At 37.3% G+C, this 20,974-nt stretch carries 20 protein-coding genes; 10 read left to right on the top strand and 10 right to left on the bottom strand.

What is annotated here, in order from left to right:
* The first annotated feature begins 1 nt into the window (after position 1).
* The gene (locus tag I6U49_RS03565; RefSeq protein ID WP_198627600.1) at positions 2-1,168 is read left to right on the top strand and encodes a sigma-54-dependent transcriptional regulator; all 1,167 of its coding nucleotides are present in this window, start codon (positions 2-4) and stop codon (positions 1,166-1,168) included.
* A gap of 8 nt (positions 1,169-1,176) precedes the next feature.
* Here the strand turns inward: I6U49_RS03565 and I6U49_RS03560 are convergent, their stop codons facing one another.
* Entirely contained in the window at positions 1,177-1,770 is a 594-nt protein-coding gene (locus tag I6U49_RS03560) for a hypothetical protein (RefSeq protein WP_198627599.1), read from the bottom strand.
* Positions 1,771-2,051: 281 nt separating this feature from the next.
* Between I6U49_RS03560 and I6U49_RS03555 the strand changes: the two genes are divergently transcribed.
* From I6U49_RS03555 to I6U49_RS03540, 4 genes are all read left to right on the top strand, one after another.
* A complete protein-coding gene (locus I6U49_RS03555; protein WP_198627598.1) occupies positions 2,052-3,470 on the top strand; it encodes a M20/M25/M40 family metallo-hydrolase in 1,419 nt (472 codons plus the stop codon).
* Between the two features lie 83 nt (positions 3,471-3,553).
* Positions 3,554-4,924: an MATE family efflux transporter gene (locus I6U49_RS03550; protein ID WP_198627597.1), complete on the top strand. Its 1,371-nt coding sequence runs from the start codon at positions 3,554-3,556 to the stop codon at positions 4,922-4,924.
* Positions 4,925-4,926: 2 nt separating this feature from the next.
* Positions 4,927-5,157: a hypothetical protein gene (locus I6U49_RS03545; protein ID WP_193711108.1), complete on the top strand. Its 231-nt coding sequence runs from the start codon at positions 4,927-4,929 to the stop codon at positions 5,155-5,157.
* A complete protein-coding gene (locus I6U49_RS03540; protein ID WP_198627596.1) occupies positions 5,157-5,726 on the top strand; it encodes a phosphatase PAP2 family protein in 570 nt (189 codons plus the stop codon). The genes I6U49_RS03545 and I6U49_RS03540 overlap by 1 nt, the downstream gene beginning before the upstream one ends.
* Here I6U49_RS03540 and meaB read toward each other — a convergent pair.
* Complete coding sequence (meaB, locus tag I6U49_RS03535; protein WP_198627595.1) at positions 5,723-6,811, bottom strand: methylmalonyl Co-A mutase-associated GTPase MeaB; 1,089 nt, start codon at positions 6,809-6,811, stop codon at positions 5,723-5,725. The two genes, I6U49_RS03540 and meaB, sit on opposite strands and share 4 nt — an antisense overlap.
* 95 nt (positions 6,812-6,906) lie before the next feature.
* On the opposite strand from meaB, the gene I6U49_RS03530 reads away from it, so the two are divergent.
* Positions 6,907-7,341, top strand: coding sequence for an organic hydroperoxide resistance protein (locus I6U49_RS03530; protein ID WP_198627594.1), 435 nt, complete (start codon positions 6,907-6,909; stop codon positions 7,339-7,341).
* A gap of 154 nt (positions 7,342-7,495) precedes the next feature.
* On the opposite strand, the gene I6U49_RS03525 is transcribed toward I6U49_RS03530, so the two are convergent.
* Positions 7,496-8,059: a DUF2911 domain-containing protein gene (locus I6U49_RS03525; RefSeq protein ID WP_198627593.1), complete on the bottom strand. Its 564-nt coding sequence runs from the start codon at positions 8,057-8,059 to the stop codon at positions 7,496-7,498.
* A gap of 243 nt (positions 8,060-8,302) precedes the next feature.
* Here I6U49_RS03525 and I6U49_RS03520 point away from each other — a divergent pair, with 243 nt between their 5' ends.
* The 4 genes from I6U49_RS03520 (at position 8,303) to I6U49_RS03505 (ending at position 11,606) form a co-directional block, all read left to right on the top strand.
* Entirely contained in the window at positions 8,303-8,848 is a 546-nt protein-coding gene (locus I6U49_RS03520; protein WP_198627592.1) for an RNA polymerase sigma factor, read from the top strand.
* On the top strand, positions 8,832-9,452 hold the full coding sequence (locus tag I6U49_RS03515; protein WP_198627591.1) for a hypothetical protein: 621 nt from the start codon (positions 8,832-8,834) through the stop codon (positions 9,450-9,452). Before I6U49_RS03520 ends, I6U49_RS03515 begins: the two co-directional genes overlap by 17 nt.
* Positions 9,433-10,830, top strand: coding sequence for a hypothetical protein (locus tag I6U49_RS03510; protein WP_198627590.1), 1,398 nt, complete (start codon positions 9,433-9,435; stop codon positions 10,828-10,830). Before I6U49_RS03515 ends, I6U49_RS03510 begins: the two co-directional genes overlap by 20 nt.
* A 74-nt stretch (positions 10,831-10,904) precedes the next feature.
* Positions 10,905-11,606: a peptidoglycan DD-metalloendopeptidase family protein gene (locus tag I6U49_RS03505; RefSeq protein WP_198627589.1), complete on the top strand. Its 702-nt coding sequence runs from the start codon at positions 10,905-10,907 to the stop codon at positions 11,604-11,606.
* Here I6U49_RS03505 and I6U49_RS03500 read toward each other — a convergent pair whose 3' ends face one another.
* The 7 genes from I6U49_RS03500 to I6U49_RS03470 form a co-directional block, all read right to left on the bottom strand.
* The gene (locus I6U49_RS03500; protein ID WP_198627588.1) at positions 11,607-12,083 is read right to left on the bottom strand and encodes a DUF4199 domain-containing protein; all 477 of its coding nucleotides are present in this window, start codon (positions 12,081-12,083) and stop codon (positions 11,607-11,609) included. It lies immediately after the preceding gene.
* A gap of 127 nt (positions 12,084-12,210) precedes the next feature.
* Complete coding sequence (gene secA, locus I6U49_RS03495; protein WP_193711098.1) at positions 12,211-15,567, bottom strand: preprotein translocase subunit SecA; 3,357 nt, start codon at positions 15,565-15,567, stop codon at positions 12,211-12,213.
* Between the two features lie 88 nt (positions 15,568-15,655).
* Positions 15,656-15,877, bottom strand: a complete 222-nt coding sequence (locus I6U49_RS03490; protein WP_013070580.1) for a DUF2795 domain-containing protein — start codon at positions 15,875-15,877, stop codon at positions 15,656-15,658.
* Between the two features lie 240 nt (positions 15,878-16,117).
* On the bottom strand, positions 16,118-16,690 hold the full coding sequence (locus tag I6U49_RS03485) for a cob(I)yrinic acid a,c-diamide adenosyltransferase (protein WP_193711097.1): 573 nt from the start codon (positions 16,688-16,690) through the stop codon (positions 16,118-16,120).
* 492 nt (positions 16,691-17,182) lie between these two features.
* The gene (locus I6U49_RS03480; RefSeq protein ID WP_198627587.1) at positions 17,183-17,962 is read right to left on the bottom strand and encodes a hypothetical protein; all 780 of its coding nucleotides are present in this window, start codon (positions 17,960-17,962) and stop codon (positions 17,183-17,185) included.
* Positions 17,963-18,138: 176 nt separating this feature from the next.
* Complete coding sequence (locus tag I6U49_RS03475) at positions 18,139-19,644, bottom strand: OmpP1/FadL family transporter (protein ID WP_198627586.1); 1,506 nt, start codon at positions 19,642-19,644, stop codon at positions 18,139-18,141.
* Between the two features lie 223 nt (positions 19,645-19,867).
* On the bottom strand, positions 19,868-20,938 hold the full coding sequence (locus I6U49_RS03470; RefSeq protein ID WP_198627585.1) for a hypothetical protein: 1,071 nt from the start codon (positions 20,936-20,938) through the stop codon (positions 19,868-19,870).
* Positions 20,939-20,974: the final 36 nt, after the last annotated feature.

The following is a 20,974-nucleotide window of genomic DNA, read 5'->3' as shown; positions in this document are numbered from 1 at the left end:
TATGGCACATATTTTATTAATTGAGGACGAAGCAGCAATACGAAGGGTTTTAGTGAAAATTCTTACTGAAGAAAATCAGGACTATAAAGTAGAAGAAGCTGTAGATGGCCTTGAAGGAATTGAAAAAATAAAAGATCAGGATTTTGATCTGGTACTTTGTGATATCAAAATGCCAAAAATGGATGGAGTAGAAGTGCTGGAGGCAATCATGAAAATTAAGCCCGAAGTTCCAGTGGTGATGATCTCTGGTCACGGAGACCTGGAAACCGCAGTAAATACCATGAAAATGGGCGCTTTTGATTATATATCGAAACCACCAGACCTTAATCGCTTATTAAATACAGTAAGAAATGCTCTAGACCGCAAAGAGCTGGTAGTAGAGAATACCCGCCTAAAGAAAAAGGTTGGCAAGAATTTTCAAATGATAGGCGAATCAGAAGAAATTCAACGTATTAAGGAGGTAATAGAAAAGGTGGCTCCTACCGATGCCCGTGTATTAATTACAGGGCAAAATGGTACCGGTAAAGAGTTGGTAGCCCATTGGTTGCACCAAAAAAGCGATAGGGCCAAGGGACCCATGGTAGAAGTAAATTGTGCTGCTATCCCTTCAGAATTAATAGAAAGTGAACTTTTTGGTCATGTAAAGGGAGCTTTTACATCGGCTAATAAAGATCGTGCAGGGAAATTTGAAGTGGCCAACGGTGGTACAATTTTTCTTGACGAAATTGGCGATATGAGTCTTTCGGCTCAGGCCAAAGTATTGCGAGCACTTCAGGAAAACAAAATTTCGCGAGTAGGCAGCGGTAAAGATATTAAAGTAGATGTTCGTGTAGTAGCAGCTACCAATAAAGACCTTAAAAAGGAAATTGAAGAAAAGAAATTTAGGGAAGACCTTTATCACCGCTTAGCTGTAATTTTAATTGAAGTACCCTCCTTAAACGAACGTCGCGGAGACATTCCTTTACTTATAGATTATTTTAGCGAAAAAATCTCTACAGAGCATGGTACTACTAAAAAAGAGTTTACGGAAAATGCTTTAAAAACCCTTAAAGCTTATGATTGGCGAGGTAACATACGGGAATTGCGCAATGTAGTAGAACGCCTAATTATCCTTGGAGGAGATAAAATAACCGAAGAAGATGTAAAATTATTTGGAAGTAAGTTTTAAAAAAAACGTTAGTCTTTTGCAGGTGGGGTGTATCTTAAAAAATACATAGTATCCCCACTTGGGTGTTCCCATTCGTGAAACAACTCAAAACCGAAGCGCTGATAAACCAGTGCATTTTTACGCATTCTTGTTTCGGCATAAAGAGGGATTTGATATTCTTTTGCCTGCCTGTAAAACTCATCTTTCATCTCTTTGCCTACCTGGGTATCAGCTCCACGAGACTCGGCCAGAATCCCCCAGAACCAGCAATAAAGATATTCCCCTTTTTGTGGGCGTTGCTTTTTTATATAATTCTGGTTTTTAACAATGCGGTAGGCATTTTTAACTCCTGTTACATTTAAAACAAGCTTGATTTGCGTCCAGATATCCTTTAAGAAATTATCATCATTTTTGCTGGTTTTAAATAAAATGGCAATTCCCATGCGGTTTTTAGAAATAATAAGAGCATCTTTCTCAATGGCCTTTTCTACCATATGAGTTGCCAGATATTCAAAACGTTTATGCCGGTCTCCACCTTTTTTTACGATATCCATGGAAGATGGGATTTCTTTTAAAAGCTGGGTGACTTTGGTGATAATTTCCTCTTTTTCTGCTTTATTCAAACCTCTAGAATTTAGCGGCGAAGATATAAAATTTATATTTTTTGAAGCTTATAAACTGCAGGTATAAATGTATTGTAGTTTCTTAAATTTTGGGCATATTCTTTGTTTATCCTTTTGCGATAATGTAGTGAAGTAATCAAACAAAAAATATAGGCTTCAACAATAACTTCCAAAGGAAGATTTATTTTATTAATTTTCTTCGCTGCAATGGGCCATTAAGTAAACAAAATAAATTTCAACGCATTAAAATCTCGATTACCTAGTAAATTAAAGAAACTAATATGAGAAGATACATTATAACCGCCTTCAGCATTCTATTTAGTGTAAGTTTGATTGCCCAAAACCATGAAGTTAAAGAAGATTCCATTAAAATTCGGCAATTTTATAATTCGGCTTTGGTAAAAGGGCAGGCCTATAAATGGTTAGATCATCTTTCTAATAATATTGGAGGAAGGTTATCTGGTTCCTTAAGCGCACAAAGAGCGGTAGAGTTTACCAAAGCCGAATTAGAGGATCTTGGTCTCGATAAAGTTTGGTTGCAACCCGTTATGGTTCCCAAATGGACACGTGGTGCACGAGAACATGCTTATATTCAAACCGGTCCGGGAATGACTACTGAAGTTAATATTACGGCACTTGGAGGATCGGTCGCAACAAGTCCCGGAGGTTTAAAAGCCAGGGTACTAGAAGTAAATGGGATTGAAGACCTGGAGAATTATAAAGACGATATAAAGGGTAAAATAGTTTTTTATAACCGCCCAATGAAACCCGAGCTTATTCAGACTTTTGAAGCTTATGGTGGTTGTGTAGATCAGCGTTATTCCGGAGCCGAGGCGGCGGCAAAATATGGTGCAGTAGGAGTGATTGTCCGTTCGTTAAGTCATAAGATAGATGAATATCCGCATACCGGTTCTATGAGTTACGGAGATTTACCCAATGACCAAAGAATTCCGGCTGCTGCCATAAGCACCAAGGATGCCGAATATCTTTCGGGTATCTTAAAGCTTAAAAAAGACCTTGAATTTTATTACAAATTAAGTTCAGAAAACCATGGAGAGGTACAATCTTACAATGTTATAGGCGAAATTACCGGAAGTGAGTTTCCTGAAGAATTTATAGTAGTAGGTGGTCACCTGGATTCCTGGGATCTTGGAGATGGTTCTCACGATGATGGTGCCGGGGTTGTACAATCTATGGAGGTTTTACGTTTGTTTAAAGAAACCGGTTATAAACCTAAAAGGAGCATACGAGTGGTGCTTTTTATGAATGAAGAAAACGGTTTACGTGGAGGGAACAAATATGCCGAAATAGCACACAGCAAAAATGAGAATCATATTTTTGCTCTTGAAAGTGATGCAGGGGGCTTTACCCCACGCGGATTTTCCTTTGAAGCCGATGATGCTCAATTTGCTCAAATTGAAAGTTGGAAACCGCTTTTTAAACCATATTTGATTCATTATTTTGAAAGAGGTGGAAGCGGTGCCGATATTGGTCCATTAAAAAAAGGAGATATTGTGCTGGCAGGATTAAGGCCAGACTCCCAAAGATATTTCGACCATCACCATGCTGCTACAGACACTTTTGAACACGTAAATAAAAGGGAACTGGAGCTAGGTGCAGCTACTATGACCTCTCTTATTTACTTGGTAGATAAGTATGGAATGCGGCATATAAACCTTCAAACAGATAAAAAGCTCTAGATAATAAATTTAATTTATTCTTTATGTCATTTTACATTCTGCGACCATAAAATCCTGCTATCTTTGCGGCCAAAATTTATGTTTTGCAATTAAGCGCCTACACTAAAGAATTCGGTAAAAATCTACACATTGCTTTTCCAATAATGCTTGGCCAGTTGGGTCATGTTTTGGTAGGCCTGGTAGATAATTTAATGATAGGGCAGTTGGGAGCTGCGCCACTCGCCGCAGTTTCATTGGGAAATTCCATGATATTTATAGCCCTTTCCCTTGGTATTGGCTTTTCTTTCGCCATCACACCCTTAATTGCCGAAGCAGATGGTGCTCAGGATATTCAAAAAGGACGTAGTTATTTTCATCATGGCGTAATTTTATGTACCATTAATGGTGTTTTATTGTTTGTTGCTTTGTTAATAGCAAAGCCGGTGTTGCATTATTTAGATCAGCCGCCAGAGGTAGTGGCTTTGGCTATTCCCTATCTGAATATAGTTGCTTTTTCAATGATTCCTTTAATGATTTTTCAGGCATTTAAGCAATTTGCAGATGGGCTTTCCCAAACTAAATATGCCATGTATGCGACTATAATCGCTAACCTGGTGAACGTATTATTCAATTACCTTCTTATTTATGGAATTTGGATCTTTCCTAGATTAGAGTTGGAAGGTGCCGCTATTGGTACTTTAATATCTCGCTTTTTTATGCTTTGGTTTGTATGGGAGATTTTGAGGCGAAAAAAGAAATTTTCTGAATATTTTAAATGGGGAAAGAAGGAATCTATAAACTCTGAAATATTTAGAAAAATATTAGATCTAGGTTTGCCAACGGCCCTTCAAATGCTTTTTGAAGTGGGGATATTTACGGCTACGGTGTTTTTAGCCGGTTTACTTGGTACAAACCCACAGGCTGCAAACCAAATAGCCCTAAACCTTTCGTCTATGACCTTTATGATAGCCGTTGGTCTTGGTGTAACTGCTACAATAAGGGTAGGTAACCAAAAGGGATTGGCCAATTTTAAAGATTTAAGGAGAATAGCGATGTCTATTTTTTTATTGGTATTTTTAATTGAAGCTGTTTTTGCCCTTGGATTTATTTTACTAAAAGATTGGCTTCCTATGTTTTATATAGATGATGTAGAAGTTATTATTTTGGCAGCTCAATTATTGATTATAGCGGCCTTATTCCAGCTAAGTGATGGTTTGCAGGTTGTTATTTTAGGAGCCTTAAGAGGGCTTCAGGATGTAAAGATTCCAACTTTTATTTGTTTTATTTCTTATTGGATTATTGGCTTTCCAATCTCATGGTATTATGGAAAGGCAGAAAATCTTGGAAGTATGGGGATTTGGTTGGGACTCCTGGCGGGACTCTCGGCTTCGGCATTAATGTTGTACATTCGATTCAACTATTTATCAAAAAAACTTATTTTGCAAGAGTCTGAACTTGCACAATCAAAATTATAACTATGGATTTCCCTAAATTTTTACTCGGTGATAATACTGATTATCCTACGGCCATTTTCGTGATACATACCGAATTTCCGCGATTTATTATCAACCTTGAAAACGATGAGGTAGAATGGTTAGAAGAGTTTGACCAACACGACGAAAAGGAATTAGAGAACGAAACTGAAAACCTTATCAAAGAGGCATCAGCATTTTATGATAGGGAAATAGCAAGATACGAAGAAGATTAATGGAGAGATTAATTGAATTAGACCACGAGGTATTTCTTTGGCTTAATAACCTTGGCAACGAATCCTGGGATTGGCTATGGTTGCTTATTACCGATAAATGGACTGCCATACCGCTTTATGCACTTCTTTTATTTTTAATTTTTAAGAATTTTGGATGGAAACCCAGTCTAATTACTGTCGTTTTTATTACGCTTTTAATCACAGCGACAGACCAATTGGGGAACGTGTTTAAGGACGGTTTTGAAAGGCTTAGGCCTTGCCGACAGGAAGGGATTATGGAATATGCACGTTTTGTAGCGGTACGTTGTGGGTCTTACGGCTTCTTTTCTGCCCACGCGGCAAATTCTATGGGAGTAGCAGTTTTTCTTAGCTTATTATTTAAAAAACATATCCCAAAAATAGGTTTTTGGCTTGTGGCCTGGGCGCTACTTGTAGCTTATAGCAGGGTTTATCTTGGAGTCCATTATCCCGGAGATATCATTGTAGGCATGTTAATTGGAGCACTTTTAGGTTTCCTGTTTTATAAGCTTCATCAATGGGTACAGTCGCAGGCATTTAAAAAATCCTAGGATATATTCTCAAATTTTTTAAGTAAAAGACGGGCGGCGGCAAAGGCGGTAACTTTATTTTCCTCAATGGCTTTTAACTGGGTTTCGAGTTCTTTTTTCATTACCGGATTTTGATAAAAACGGTTTTTTAAATGTTCGTTTATAGTTTGTAAAAGCCAGAATTTGTTCTGTTCTTTTCTGTTTTTTAGAAAGAAGCCATTTTCTTTTCCTTGCTTTTCAAATTCTTTAATAAGTTCCCAAACATTATCTATTCCGGTTTGCTCCAGTGCGCTGCTTAGGTTTACTTTAGGCTTCCAGCCACTTTCTTTTGCCGGGTATAGTTGTAGCGCTCTATTAAACTCTAATTTTGCCTCACGTGCTTGCTTTATATTATCTCCATCGGCTTTGTTAATTACAATAGCATCGGCCATTTCTATAATTCCGCGTTTAATACCCTGTAGTTCATCTCCGGCGCCGGCGAGTTTCAACAGTAAGAAGAAATCGGTCATACTGTGTACGGTAGTTTCGCTTTGGCCTACACCAACGGTTTCAATTAAAATCACATCAAATCCTGCTGCTTCGCATAATATGATACTTTCCCGTGTTTTCTTGGCTACACCACCAAGGGAAGTTCCCGAGGCCGATGGCCTTATAAAAGCATGATCTTCCTTTACCAGATTTTCCATACGGGTTTTGTCTCCTAAAATACTTCCGTGGGAAACGCTGCTGCTTGGGTCTACCGCCAGTACGGCTACTTTTTTTCCTTGTTGAATTAAATAAGAACCAAAGCTTTCTATAAAAGTACTTTTTCCCACCCCTGGAACGCCGGTAATGCCTATCCTAATAGATTTTTGAGAATAAGGTAAAGCAGCTTCCAAAAGTTTCTGCGCTTTTTCCCTATGAGAAAATTGATTACTTTCTACTAAGGTAATCGCACGTCCTAAAGCCGTTTTGTTACCACCCAATAATTGCTGAAGAAGATTTTCTTCTGAAAACTTTTGTTTTCTTGAAGCTCTAATCCTTTCAACAGATTTTGGGTTTACATTTGCTGAAGTAGGTTTACTTCCAGACTCATGAAGTGCAGATGGGTGCTTTTTTTTATTCAAAATAAGGTTATTTATGACAAATTTATGAATTCGTTCTTTGTAAGCCTTGTTTTTGCTTGGTATATTCAGCCTTAATTAATATAACTCAAATAATCATGAAAAACTTGTATAAAACAACAGTAACAACCAAAGGAGCAAGAAAAGGTCACGCGAAAAGTGATGATGGAATACTCGATATACAGCTTAGTATGCCTAAATCTATGGGCGGTGATGGCGGAAATTACACCAACCCAGAGCAGTTATTCGGTGCGGGATATTCTGCCTGTTTTGGAAGTGCGCTGCAGTTGGTAGCTAAAAACCAACATGATATTGAGCTGGGGGAAGATCTTAGTGTAAGCGCAGTTGTAGAACTGGGGCAAACTGAAGAGGGAAATCTACAACTTGCAGTAGTCTTAGACTGCTATTTACCGGGGGTAGATGTGGAAACAGGGGAAAAAATAGTAAATGAGGCTCACGTGGTTTGTCCTTACTCCAGAGGTACTAGAGATAATATAGATGTAACACTTAACCTTTTGGTAGACGAAGATTAGTAGCATTTTTATTTAAAAATTTAATGACTGTTTGAAGTTTTATTTCTTCGTCAACCTGAACTGGTTTCAGGTTCTAATACGTTCAAAACAAATATTAGATTCTGAAATAAATTCAGAATGACGAGATCTTAATTAAAACTGCAAACAGTCTTTTTTATGTCTTTTCCGGTTTAATTGGGACCCTAACCAGGGTCTTGTCCCAGGCTAATTTTAGAAAAATCAATTCATTTTCCTCGTCGAGAATAATACTAAATTGATGCACAGTTTCTTTTAGATTTTTTGTGGGAACTTCCAGAACTAAAGCATCAAACTCAGGGTTGCGATAGGCCTGTTCTTCCAGGTTTATACCCCAGGGGTACATTTTGTTGTTAAAAATCACTTTCCAGGAATTTTCCATGGGGATTGTCCATAAGGTATATTTTCCCGCTTTTAAAAGAGAACCGTCCACCCAAATGTCTTTATTGGTTTCAAAAGTAGTAGCTTCATTGGCACCGGTACGCCAAACCTTATTATAGGGAACAAGATTTCCAAAAATCACCCTTTCTTTTTTGTATGGTCGGTTATAAAACACTTCAATTTTTAAATCTTTATCGGTATAAGATACCGTATCTTCAGGGCTATGGGCTTTAGTACTATAGCGCATAATAAGTATGGTAAGGGTAGCCAACAATAGAATTGCACCTGCTATTTTTAAAAAAGATTTCACTTTTTTATTCATTTTTATACAATTTACAATAACCCATTCAAAAAACGTGCAAACTTCTTTAAGAGCTAACTATAATAAAAAGTGTAATTTAAAATAAAATTGAAGATAAGTTTGCAACATTAGAAAAATAGCTTCGTCTTTATAATGAAACCAAGCTGGTAAAAGTCGGGTGTTTTGATGACCAACCAAAATGTTTAGCTGCTTGTATCCAGCATATTAAAACCCTTATTAAAGGGGGAAAACCAACCATCAAAAATGATACAGCATAAACTAATTGAAGCCTGTAAAAATAATGATCGTAGAGCGCAGCTAAAGCTCTATAATCAATATTGTCAGGGGATGCATTATGTGGCTTTACGTTTTTTGAAAGACCCGTTTGAAGCAGAAGATGCTATGCAGGAAGCTTTTATAAAAGCCTTTGCCAAACTACAGCAGTTTACGGGAGAAGTTACATTTGGTGCCTGGCTTAAGCGCATTGTAATTAACAAATGTATAGACAAGTTGAAGGCGAAGAAAATGGAATTAGTAGCCATAAATGAACAGGTGCTTACCACCGCCGAGGAAGAGGATAATTGGCAAGTAGCAGACGGGATTGGAATGGAAGAGATAAAACAAAGTATGGAAAATCTTCCCGAGAAATATAAGTACCCTTTGATGTTGTTTTTAATGGAGGGGTATGATCATGAAGAAATCTCGGAGATTTTAAATATTAGTCCGGTAGCCTCGCGGACCCTCGTACACAGAGGTAAGAAAAAATTGAAAGAAGAATTAAAGACTATAAAAAATGGCACAGGATATTAGGGAAATGTTTAAGAACGATAAGGAGCCCAAACCCAATACTTTACCCAAAGGGCATCAGAAACGCTTTGAAGACCGCTTGGGAAGTGCGTTTCCAAAGAAGAAGGAGTACAAATCTTTCTTTTTTCTAAAAATAGCTGCGATACTTATTGTCGCGCTGGGGGTTGGATTCTTTTTCTTGAATTCTAATGGAGATAATTTTACAGATAATCCGGCGGTGGTAGATACTCCCGAAGAAGAAACTTCTAGAGAAAAGGAAACAAGATTAGAGCCCGATGAAAATAGTTTTCAACTAAGTGAAGTTTCCCCGGAATTCAAGAAAATAGAAGATTACTATATGGCAAGCCTCAATATTGAGCTTTCTAAAATTAATATTACCCCAGAGAATAAAGCGCTTATAGATTCTTTTATGAAGCAAATGGCCGAGCTGGACAAAGAATATCAACGTTTAAATATTGAAATAAAAGAAACCGGGCCAAACGAAGAAACTTTAGAAGCAATGATTGCAAATCTTCAATTAAGATTAGACCTGCTGTATAAATTGAAGAATAAATTAAAAGAAATCAAGGAATTAAAAGATAAAGAATATGAAAACTACGAGGTATAATTTAATGTTCGCACTAGCACTTTGCCTTCCGCTAACGCTTAGTGCCCAATTAAATAAATTGGATAAAATCTATAAAACTTCTAACGATGTAGAGGTGAAAATAGATGCCAGTCACACCAATATAGAAGTGGGATACTGGGATAGAGATGAAGTTCAAATACAAGCCATTTTGGAAGTCGATGATACTACAAAAGAAAAAACAAAAGAGCTTCTCGCTTCCTGGGATTTGAATACTTCAGGGAATAATTCGGTAATTACTATTTCATCGGGAGGTGGGATGCTCTGGAACGGGGATATAGATCTTAGCGGTTTGGAAAAACCTTTGTCCAGCCTTCCGCAGATGTTGGAGCCGCTATTAAACAATTTGGTGACTCCGTTAATGGAGAGTATGGGTGAAAGTTTTGGCGCACCCCTACCTCCAGAATTTAGCGAGAAAATGGGTGAAATTAAGTTTGATTATGAAGCTTACCAAAAAGATGGAGATAAATATCTTGCGAAATTTGAAAAAGAAATGGAAGCAAATCTTGACGGGGACTTTGAGAAATCTATGGAAAAGTGGGCCAGCCAGTTTGAGAAAAACGCTGAAAAGTGGGAAAAGAATTTTGAAATGAAAATGAACATAAACGAGAAGGAGCTTGAAAAGTCGATGGAAGAATGGGCAGAAAGTTTTGGGAAAGATATGGAAGCCTGGGGCGAGGCATTTGGAGCACAAATGGAAGCCCGCTTTGGGGAATCTGCAAAAGGAGAACCTAAGGTAATTGCATTACATGATTCTAAAGCTAAAAAGACCCTGAAGCTGCATATTCCAAAGAATGCCAGGCTTAAGCTTGATGTGCGACACGGCGGGGTTAAACTTTCAGGAACCAGCAATAATTTACGAGCTAAACTTTCCCATAGTAGACTTAATGCAAATAGGATAGGAGGAAAAAGCACCCGCGTAGAAGCAGCTTATACTCCGGTTAATATCAATTACTGGTCTTATGGAATTATGGATGCTAAGTATGTAAAGAACTTTACTATTAAAAAAGTTAAAAGCATTAAACTCACTTCAAATTCAAGTAATGTGAATATTGATGAATTGGAAGATACTGGTATTTTATCGGGTAATTTTGGAGAGTTAAATATCTTACGTCTTGATACCAATTTTAAAAACCTCGATATAAATTTAGAGAATAGTGATTTGGCATTAGGTTTGCCCGGTTCGGCTTTCAATTTTATATACAGTGGTACACAAAGCGATATTAAGCACCCAAATGCATTAAATTTAACCAGCAGTGAGTCTTATGATAATAAGAAACTAAGCGGTTATCATAAGGCTAAGGATTCAGGCGGGAATATTAGTATTAAAGCTAATTTTAGCGAAGTCTTGTTAAATTAGATTGCAAAGTTTAATTTTAGCGATTCTAAAAAGTAGCTCTCTATTATCGAGAAAACTGGTTTGAAAAATCGCTTATGGAAAGGCTTAATTTTTCTGAATTTTTGTCGCAGCTCACTTCAGGGTTTACCCAGGTTTTGGATGTGAATTTAAAAGAAGAAGATTATATAGTTATTGATTTATCTGAAAATAATATAGAGCTCGGGAAAGTAGATGTTTCTTCTTCCCGGGCTTTCTCTAATTATATAACCGAGTACTTAAATAGCTTCGGGAAAAAAGTGGCTTTTGGTGGTTATTCTGAGGTTAGGAAGCTTTATAGAAGGAGTGAACTTTTTACCGCTTCAGAGGATGAAGATTCTAATAGGAATATTCATTTAGGTTTAGACTTTTGGGCCGATGCCCATACCGATGTATTAGCGGTTTTGGATGGTAAAATTCATAGTTTTAACGATAATAACAACTTTGGCGATTATGGCCCCACAATAATTATAGAACATAGTTTTCAGGAAAAGAAATTCTATTCACTTTACGGGCATTTAAGTAGGGCCTCGTTAGAGAACCTAAAATCCGAAATGCCTATTAAAAAGGGTGAGAAAATAGGGGAGTTGGGAACTGCCGAAGAAAATGGCGATTATGCCCCACATTTACATTTCCAGATTATTGAAGATTTGGATGAAAAAATAGGTGATTTTCCGGGGGTAACTTCAAGAAAAGACCTGGATTTTTATTTGCAAAATTGTCCAGACCCAAATTACCTGCTTAAATTAAGAAAGGCTTAATTATTTTCTTTTTACAAAAAGAGCAACAATGGCCGCCGTTACCACGCCAAACATTAAGGCTCCTGCAATAGATTGCACTATATAAGAGCTTAAATTAAAATAGGCGGCAGCATCTTCAGCTTGCATAGCATTTCTTGCTACGCTATTCTCTATAGCATTTTTAAAGAAATCTGGAGAAATAAGGTAGTGGGTAATAAGCTGGCCAATAGGAGAGAGCAGGGCGATAACAATACTTAAAATAACGCCCGAAACAAAACCTTGTTGCCAACTCATCTTTCCGCGGAAAAAATTCTTTCTTTTATCGTACATGGCGAAAAAGTAAATTGCGATTGCAATTAAACCGAAGAAATTGGTATAAATAGGGTGTTTGGAAATTAGCACATCGTGCCATCCCATTAGTTTTTCAAAATACATCCAGACTAAAGAAATTAAAAAGAAGATTATGCCCCACTTTATTTCTATTTGGTAGTTTTTCATTTTTCTATTTGATGAATGGTTTAGAAAGCTAATTTATTCAAAAAAAACGTGTAAAAAAGAAAGAGCCGTCTATATGCCTTCATGATTTAGAAGTTATAGACAGCTCTTTTATTTTGTTGAAATAAGCTTATTGATTTACAAGCACCCAATCTCCTTTTTCTATAAGCGGAATGGCCTGCTTATATTTTAAGGTTTTATTCTCACCACTCATAACATTTTTGATAGTTACCTTGTCATTACGGCCAATTTTAGGTTGGTTTCTTGTAATGGTCTCGGTTACCTGCGGTCTGGGTTGTTGGGTATTTCCTGCAGCCCTGCTTTGAGCGGCCCTTTCATCCATATTAGGAATTTCTTCCTTTTGGGTTTCTACTTTCTCTTTTTTTCGTTGTCTTGCTTCGTGAATGTTAGAAACATTTCCTTCTGGAATTTCACCTTTAAAGAGGAATGAAATCACATCCCTATTTACCTGATCCAGCATCGCTTTAAACAATTCAAAAGCTTCAAACTTATAGATTAGTAAAGGATCTTTTTGTTCGTGAACGGCCAATTGAACACTTTGTTTCAATTCGTCCATTTTGCGAAGGTGTGTTTTCCAGGCATCATCAATTATGGCAAGACTTATATTCTTTTCAAAATCTTTTACTAATTGAATACCTTCGGTTTCATATGCTTTTTCAAGATTAGTAACTACCTGTAAGGTTTTTTGCCCATCTGAAAATGGAACCGAAATTCTTTCAAAGTTGTTACTTTCATCTTCATAAACCTGCTTAATTACCGGGAATGCCCTGGAGGCACTGTGCTTCATTTTCTCTTCGTAATGCTTATATGCTTCTTTATAAACAATTCCGGCAATTTTTTGAACGCCCATTTTTTCGAATTCTTCTTCCGAAATCGGGGCACTCATAGAAAAGTAGCGAATTAGTTCGAATTCAAAATTCTTGTAATCCTGGGCTACTTTGTTGTTTTCGGTAATAGCTTCAGAAGTATCAAAGATCATATTAGCTATATCTACCTTAAGCCTGTCGCCAAATAGTGCGTGGTATCTACGTTTGTAAATCACCTCACGTTGCGCATTCATCACATCGTCATATTCAAGCAAACGCTTTCTTATTCCGAAGTTATTTTCTTCTACTTTTTTCTGCGCGCGTTCAATAGATTTGGAGATCATGGAATGTTGAATTACTTCTCCTTCTTCCAGTCCCATTTTATCCATTAATTTGGCAATCCTTTCTGAACCAAATAGACGCATTAGGTTATCTTCCAGAGACACATAAAACTGAGAGCTTCCAGGGTCTCCCTGCCTACCGGCACGACCTCTTAACTGGCGGTCTACACGACGTGAATCGTGTCGTTCGGTACCTACAATAGCCAAACCACCGGCTTCTTTTACTTCTTTGCTAAGTTTAATATCGGTACCACGACCGGCCATATTTGTAGCGATAGTTACAATCCCAGATTTACCGGCTTCAGCAACAATATCGGCTTCTCGTTTGTGTAGTTTTGCGTTAAGTACATTGTGCGGTACATTTCTCAATTTCAGCATTCTTGATAGTAATTCTGAAATCTCAACCGAAGTGGTACCAATAAGCACAGGTCTTCCCGCATTAGAAAGATCGGTAACATGGTCTATAACCGCGTTGTATTTTTCACGTTTGGTTTTATAAACTAAATCGTCTTTATCATTTCTTGCAATGGGGCGGTTGGTTGGAATTTCTACCACATCCAACTTATAAATTTCCCAGAACTCTCCAGCTTCCGTTACAGCAGTACCGGTCATCCCCGATAACTTACTGTACATTCTAAAATAATTCTGAAGGGTTACGGTTGCAAAAGTTTGGGTGGCATCTTCAATCTTTACATTTTCCTTTGCTTCAATTGCCTGGTGTAAGCCATCGCTATAACGACGCCCGTCCATAATACGACCGGTTTGCTCGTCTACAATTTTTACTTTGTTGTCTATCACCACATATTCGTCATCTTTTTCGAATAGGGTGTAAGCTTTAAGCAATTGTCTTAAGGTATGAATGCGTTCACTCTTTACGCTATAATCTCTAAATAATTCTTCTTTTTTCTGGGCCTCTTCTTCTTTTGAAAGTCCTTCTTTTTCAATTTTGGCAATCTCCATTCCCATTTCGGGCAATACAAAGAAATCGGCATCTCCGTCTGCAGAAAGAAACTCTATTCCTTTATCGGTAAGGTCTATTTGATTGTTTTTCTCTTCAATGGTAAAATAAAGATCGGCATCTACTTTAGGCATTTCGCGGTTGTTATCCTGCATATAGTGATTTTCGGTCTTTTGCAGCAGTTGCTTAATACCTTCTTCACTAAGGAATTTAATAAGAGCCTTGTTCTTTGGAAGTCCGCGGTAAACCCGTAGCAGTAGAAAAGCACCATCTTTAGTATTGCCTTCTTTTATAAGCTTTTTAGCTTCGGCAAAGACTTTGGTAAGGTGTTTACGTTGTAATTCTACAATATTGGAAATTGCAGGTTTCAACTCGTTAAATTCGTGAACATCTCCTTTTGGAATAGGTCCGGAAATAATAAGTGGGGTACGGGCATCATCAATTAATACAGAATCTACCTCATCTACAATAGCGAAGTTATGTGGGCGCTGTACCAAATCGTCTGGAGCGTGAGACATATTATCGCGTAGGTAATCAAAACCAAATTCGTTGTTAGTACCGTAAGTAATATCGGCATTATAGGCTTTTCTTCTAGCTGCAGAGTTTGGTCTGTGATAATCTATACAATCTACACTTAACCCATGAAATTGAAAAATAGGGGCCATCCAGGCGCTATCCCTTTTTGCCAGGTAATCGTTAACAGTAACAAGGTGCACTCCGTTTCCGGTTAAGGCATTAAGGTACATTGGTAATGTTGCTACAAGGGTTTTACCTTCACCGGTTTGCATTTCGGCAATTTTACCCTGGTGCATGGCTACACCACCAATTAGCTGTACATCATAATGAATCATATCCCAGGTTACCGGTTTACCGGCAGCATCCCAGGAATTGTTCCAAATTGCATGATCTCCCTCAAGATTTACATAATCTTTTTCGGCAGAGATTTCACGATCATATTCAGATGCTACAACCTTGATTTGTTTGTTATGGAAAAAACGTTTAGCCGTTTCTTTTACAGTAGCAAAAGCTTCAGGAAGTATTTCGTTTAGAACCCCTTCTGATATTTCATGAGACTTTGCTTTAAGGGCATCTATCTCAGCATAAATATCTTCTTTCCTGGTAATATCTTCACTGGCATCAGCCTCGGCCTCCAGTTCTTCAATTTGTTTTTTGGTATCTTTTAAAGCTTCAGCGATTTTTGCTTTAAAACCGGTAGTTTTTGCTCTAAGTTCGTCTATCGATAAAGCTTCAAAGTCTCCTTCAAGCGCTTTTATCTTGTTGACTATGGGTTGTATTTCTTTGACGTCTTTTTTTGATTTATCGCCAACAAATACTTTTAATACAGAATTTAAAAAACTCATAATAGTTTTTGTTTAATACGGGGTTCAAATGTACGCAAAAAAAAAGCCTCACTTTGGAGACTTTTTTCTATTTTTTGCGTGTTGTTATTTAATATTCATCCTCATTCCAAAGATAATCATCATCGGTAGGATAATCAGGCCAAATTTCCTCAATAGAATCATACGAGTCGCCTTCATCTTCAATTGCCTGCAGGTTTTCAACTACTTCCAGGGGAGCACCTGTTCTAATCGCATAATCAATTAACTCGTCTTTAGTTGCTGGCCAGGGTGCGTCACTTAAATAGGATGCTAATTCTAATGTCCAATACATGGGTTGATCAGGTTTATTATTTTTGCAAAAATAAATTTTTTGTGGTAATAGCCAAGAAAAAAATCTATTATTTAATCAATAATATTAAGAACTTACGCAAAAATTATAAAATTTTCTAGATGATTGGAATTTAAATGCTCTAAAACCTGTAGTGAAATTGAAAATTTATTTCCTGAAAAGCTATAATAGGGCATTTTATCAGATAGTTTATATAATTATTGCAAGAGCCTGGGTTGGGTATTATGATTTTTCTGGAATCCATTTTACCTCTTCGGCCTGTAATCTTTTAGACAACATTCGTGCCAGTACAAATAGGTAGTCAGAAAGTCTATTTAGATATTGTAATACGGCTTCGTCAAAAGCTTCAATTTCGTATAAAGCAGTGGCAAGACGCTCGGCGCGACGGCAAACACAACGTGCTATGTGACAGAATGACACGCTTTGGTGGCCTCCTGGAAGGATGAAGTGGGTCATTTCCGGAAGGTCTTCATTCATTTTATCCATTTCCTTTTCCAAAAGCTCAATGTCTTCGTTAGAAATTTTTGGAATGTTTAAACGATCTTTTCCATTCTTTAATTTTTGTTTTTCGGGATCGGTGGCTAAAGTAGAGCCAATGGTAAAAAGTCTATCCTGAATTCTGCTTAATATGTTCGCCGTATGCGCTCCAGTATCCTGGTCGCGAATAAGACCAATGTGAGAGTTTAGCTCGTCTACTGTGCCATAACTTTCTATGCGAATATGATGTTTTGGAACTCTTGTGCCTCCAAACAATGCGGTAGTACCTTTATCACCGGTTTTTGTATAAATCTTCATATAATTCTTTGCTAATACTTAGTTGATTGCCAAAGGTACAAAATGAAGAATTAAGCAAAATATAGCTTTAGGTGTTGGTTTCTGATTTCTCCTCATTTCTACGAGCGAAATACCGCTTTCTGAAATTTCGGTTTTTACGTGCTTTTCGGTTCTTTTTGGCTCGGCGGGAATTCCAGATAAAATAAACAAGAAATACCGCTATAAGCGCGAAGTAAATCCAGGTTTCCTGGTCAAACTCAAACATGATAGGCTATTAATTTTTTACAAGATAAGAATTTCTAATTCTTTTCGTGATTAAAACAGAGAAATAGAAGGGATATTTGAAACAAAACTTCTGAAAAATTACAAAGTCTGGCCTGCAATTTTGCAAGACAGACTTTAATTAGGATTTAGTCGAAAAATAAGATCTCACACTCTAAGATATCTCTCGAACTTTAATACTTTGTTGTATAATCTCTTGTGGGCCTATAGCCAGGGTATTTACCCGAATTTCTAATCTTGTGTAGAGGTGGTAACCTGAGGTCCAATGCCGCTAAGACTTTGGTTGTATATCCATACTTCCTGTAAGGCTCCCTTGCTAATATCCATCCATTCCTGCACGAAAGAATCAAAGGAACCTGAACCGTGAACTTCATTGAATTTTTCTTTTAGCCTTTGGTCTTTTCCCAGCCAGGCAAAATCATCAAAAAAATAGACCACCGATAAATCCTGACCAGATTGGGTTGAAGAGAATTCATTGGTATAAATTCCAAAAGGGGTTTCAGGAGATTTTTCTTTTAATACTTTTGTTACTTCTTCTAATTTAGATAACATAGCGTCATATTTTCCTCTTTCAATATCCCAAATGGTAACTCTAAGTTTACTCATTTCAAAGTTTGTAGGAAAATTGGAGAAATTGCTATGAAACCTCCAGTAAGTCACCTCATCTTCGTTTTCCATATAAGGAACTACGTTCGTGTTCCAATCTTCATCGTGTGCATCCTGGTTGGGGTTAGGTTTGTCTAAATCACTCCAGGTCATGGGGCCTATTACCGCCATGTAATCATAGGCGTTTTGGCCGTTCATAATATTGAAAATTCGTACCCCCATAGCACCTTCGGCATGAAATTGCTCGTTGTGGTTTTTCATCCCTTCTGAAAACTCTTTTGCTTTATCGCTTTTGGCTGAAAAAATTGTAGTTCCTACAATAAGGTATTCCTCATTGTTACTGTCCTGATTTTGGGAGATTACTAAAAAAGGAATTAGCATCATCCAGTAAAAAATTGATTTCATAAGCTGTTTAATTAAGTGTTAATAATGCAGCTATGATAGAGGAGGCAACTATAAATAGGTTCTCTAAGTTACTGAAAAATAGTTTAATATGTGTGGTGCTTTTTTGTTTTTTTAATTTGCAAGTATAAAAAAACGCCCAAAAGGACGTTTTTAAATTTCAATTTTCGTTCTTGTATTTATAACCCGAAACTTAAAGATAGAATCACATTAGTGAAATCTCTATCTATTTTTGCTGTGTTTGTTAGGCCTCTTTCATAAAGTCTTGGGTTTTCTTCGTATTGGGTGTTGGTGTAGGCCAGGTCTATTTTCATATTTCCAAAATCATACCCAAGTCCTCCTGAATATCCGGTAAGGTCGCCCATAGTAGTTTCATTTGAATAAGGGCTTTGCTCAAAGCGGTAACCGCCTCTTAAGCTCCAATTATTAATTCTGTATTCTCCACCCAACCTAAAAGTAGAAGTTGCCTGAAGCTCTTCTGAAATAAGGTCGTTTTGAAATTCGAATTCGGGGTCGCTGGTAGGTCTAAATTCAGTTGCTGAATAATCTCTATATGAATAATCAAAACTAATTAATCCTCTGGCACCAAATATTACGGCAAGGCTTCCGGTTAATTTTCCAGGAGTTTTTAAGGTGTAATCCGGGTATATGTTTAAAACGTTTGGATCTACAATTACACGTTCATTTGCATTATTGTTGGTTTCAAGGTACTGTGTGGCTTCTTCAGTAATATTAAACCAGGTAGGGGAATGGTAAGAAGCTCCAATTCTAAATCTTTGGCTAAGTTTAGCAATGGCACCCAATTGAAAAGAAAAACCATCTCCAATTGTACTTAAATTATTATTAAATCGTACCTCATTTGTAGCGCTTCCGGCATTATCATTGCTTTCCCTAAACCTGGTAGAGCGATCGTAATTTAAAAAATGGGTATTAAGGTTTGCGCCCAAGTAAAGAAAGTCTTGAAATTGCGTTGCAACATTAAAAGAGAATTTTCCATTTAACCCGGTAGCCACGTTTCGATATTCCTGGTTAAAATTTCCCGGGCTTATAAAAGAATCATAAGAAGTGTTTTCGGGAGAATTATTAGCATGGTCAATAACATAGCCCTGGTATCCTAAAAAAGCTTGTTGGGCACTAAAATCGTAGTTTTCTCCAAGGTAGGCGTATAGGTCTGAAATGCTTTCGTCTTCTCTGGTTTGAAGCAAATCTAGAGGAACTCCTTCTGCATGACTTAAAAAGTAACTATCTATAGAATTTTGACTAACTCCGGTGGCTATATAGGCATCATCAAAATTATTTGTTTGCTCATAATTTACACTTAGACTAAATTTTTTCCAGGGGCTGTTAGTTCGAGTGTCAAAAATAAGTACACCACCAGCCTGGTTAAAATTGATGTCTGAATTTTCATTCGAGGTAGTAGTACCAAAATAATCTACTTTTTTATCAGAATTTTGGTGTGCTAACGTTATGGTTCCAAAAGAATTTAAAAACACAGCAGAACCGGCCGGGTTTACCGAAATAGCTGATAGATCACCGCCAAGAGCACCAAAAGCACCACTCATAGCCCTAAATCTGGCGGTTCCATTTAATTCTTCAGAGCTATACCTGTATGCATCGGTAATGTTTTGAGCGCTGGCAATTCCTGCAATGAACAATACGCCCAGCGTTAAGAATATCTTTTTCATAAATGTCTTTTAATCCCTAATTTAAGGGGTGTTTGCTTAAATTAATTCGATACTTTTTGGAAAACAGTTTCTTAAAAAACCTTACAACCAGAAGCCGTAAGGTTAATTTTAATTGTTTATAACTCGATAATCGAATTTTAATTGCGCTTTAGTTTATCTCTAATTTAAAAACTTTATATTGTAAGCTTTCTGGCTTTCTACAAATATTTTAAACAAGTTCTAATTATCCTCTACCACCACCTCTGGAAGATGATGAGCGACCTCCGCCAGAACTTCTGGTACCTGAACTTCTTGAGCTGCTTGAGCTACTTCTCACTGTACCACTACTCCTGGACGATCGTGAAGATGATCTATTGTAAGTACTGGGCCTTGAGCTTCGGCTTGATCTATTTATAGATGAGCTTCTCCTGGTAGAGGAAGAGTTAACTCTTGCCGGTTCGCTTCTTCTGTTAGAACGTGTGTAAACCCTGGAATTGTTAGAGCTACTTCTTGTAAAGCTTCTATCAGAATTTTGATTGCTTCTTATATTCCTTATGCTTCTGGAATAAGAAGATTCATTGCTTCTTACATTAGATATATTACTCCTTCTATTAGAACTATAGTCTGAATAGCTGGCTCTTCTGCCGCTATTGTAAGCTACATCCCTATAATGATTATGATGGCTATAATAAGGGTTATGTATGTAACCCGGGCCCCAGTAGCCTGTGTAAAACCAACTATAACCATATCTAAACCCAAAGGAGTGTCCCCATCTCCAGTGCGGGCCAAAGCCTGCACCCCAATAACCGGGACCATAGAAAGGATCCCAATAATATGGGTTGTTCCAGTATCCTCCAAAACCATAACCGTATCCAAAACGGTTCCATCTCCAGGGATTATAAAATCCACCATAAAAACCATTATTGTATATATTTATGGTGTATTGGTCTGGATCTTCGCCCCAGGGAGCACGACCTGTATTATACCCCTGATTGTTTTCATAATAAATTTCGTCTTCACCGGTTTCTGTAGAAGAATAAGAATCTACATCGGTAAAAACTATATCATCGGCCATTTGGCCATAAAATTCAGATTTTTCTGAAAAAAGGTTTTTGTAGTAAGTGTTTCCCTGATCCTGATTATTATTAGCATATTGCGATGATTCATCAGAAGTTGATTGCCGCTGGTTAGAATCACCATATATTCCGTCTTCGTAACCAGAATATTGGTAGGAACCACAAGATGCTAACAATAGCAAGAATGCTGGAGCAATAAAAAGAATTGCTTTTCTAGGTAAGTTGTAATTGCGTATCATTAGCCAAGTATTTTATTGTTGAACATTGCAAAAATA

The sequence above is a fragment of the Salegentibacter maritimus genome (assembly GCF_016236915.1).
Classification (GTDB): Bacteria; Bacteroidota; Bacteroidia; order Flavobacteriales; family Flavobacteriaceae; genus Salegentibacter; species Salegentibacter maritimus.
Note: the sequence above shows the minus strand (reverse complement) of the source record. Positions and strands in the feature narration are given on the sequence as shown.

What these genes read in the sequence shown, in the direction of transcription:
- I6U49_RS03565 (WP_198627600.1), top strand. Translation starts at nt 2, where the DNA reads ATGGCACATATTTTATTAATTGAGGACGAAGCAGCAATACGAAGGGTT.
- I6U49_RS03555 (WP_198627598.1), top strand. Translation starts at nt 2,052, where the DNA reads ATGAGAAGATACATTATAACCGCCTTCAGCATTCTATTTAGTGTAAGT.
- I6U49_RS03545 (WP_193711108.1), top strand. Translation starts at nt 4,927, where the DNA reads ATGGATTTCCCTAAATTTTTACTCGGTGATAATACTGATTATCCTACG.
- I6U49_RS03540 (WP_198627596.1), top strand. Translation starts at nt 5,157, where the DNA reads ATGGAGAGATTAATTGAATTAGACCACGAGGTATTTCTTTGGCTTAAT.
- I6U49_RS03530 (WP_198627594.1), top strand. Translation starts at nt 6,907, where the DNA reads ATGAAAAACTTGTATAAAACAACAGTAACAACCAAAGGAGCAAGAAAA.
- I6U49_RS03525 (WP_198627593.1), bottom strand. Translation starts at nt 8,059, where the DNA reads ATGAATAAAAAAGTGAAATCTTTTTTAAAAATAGCAGGTGCAATTCTA.
- I6U49_RS03520 (WP_198627592.1), top strand. Translation starts at nt 8,303, where the DNA reads ATGATACAGCATAAACTAATTGAAGCCTGTAAAAATAATGATCGTAGA.
- I6U49_RS03515 (WP_198627591.1), top strand. Translation starts at nt 8,832, where the DNA reads ATGGCACAGGATATTAGGGAAATGTTTAAGAACGATAAGGAGCCCAAA.
- I6U49_RS03510 (WP_198627590.1), top strand. Translation starts at nt 9,433, where the DNA reads ATGAAAACTACGAGGTATAATTTAATGTTCGCACTAGCACTTTGCCTT.
- I6U49_RS03505 (WP_198627589.1), top strand. Translation starts at nt 10,905, where the DNA reads ATGGAAAGGCTTAATTTTTCTGAATTTTTGTCGCAGCTCACTTCAGGG.
- I6U49_RS03500 (WP_198627588.1), bottom strand. Translation starts at nt 12,083, where the DNA reads ATGAAAAACTACCAAATAGAAATAAAGTGGGGCATAATCTTCTTTTTA.
- secA (WP_193711098.1), bottom strand. Translation starts at nt 15,567, where the DNA reads ATGAGTTTTTTAAATTCTGTATTAAAAGTATTTGTTGGCGATAAATCA.
- I6U49_RS03490 (WP_013070580.1), bottom strand. Translation starts at nt 15,877, where the DNA reads ATGTATTGGACATTAGAATTAGCATCCTATTTAAGTGACGCACCCTGG.
- I6U49_RS03485 (WP_193711097.1), bottom strand. Translation starts at nt 16,690, where the DNA reads ATGAAGATTTATACAAAAACCGGTGATAAAGGTACTACCGCATTGTTT.
- I6U49_RS03480 (WP_198627587.1), bottom strand. Translation starts at nt 17,962, where the DNA reads ATGAAATCAATTTTTTACTGGATGATGCTAATTCCTTTTTTAGTAATC.
- I6U49_RS03475 (WP_198627586.1), bottom strand. Translation starts at nt 19,644, where the DNA reads ATGAAAAAGATATTCTTAACGCTGGGCGTATTGTTCATTGCAGGAATT.
- I6U49_RS03470 (WP_198627585.1), bottom strand. Translation starts at nt 20,938, where the DNA reads ATGATACGCAATTACAACTTACCTAGAAAAGCAATTCTTTTTATTGCT.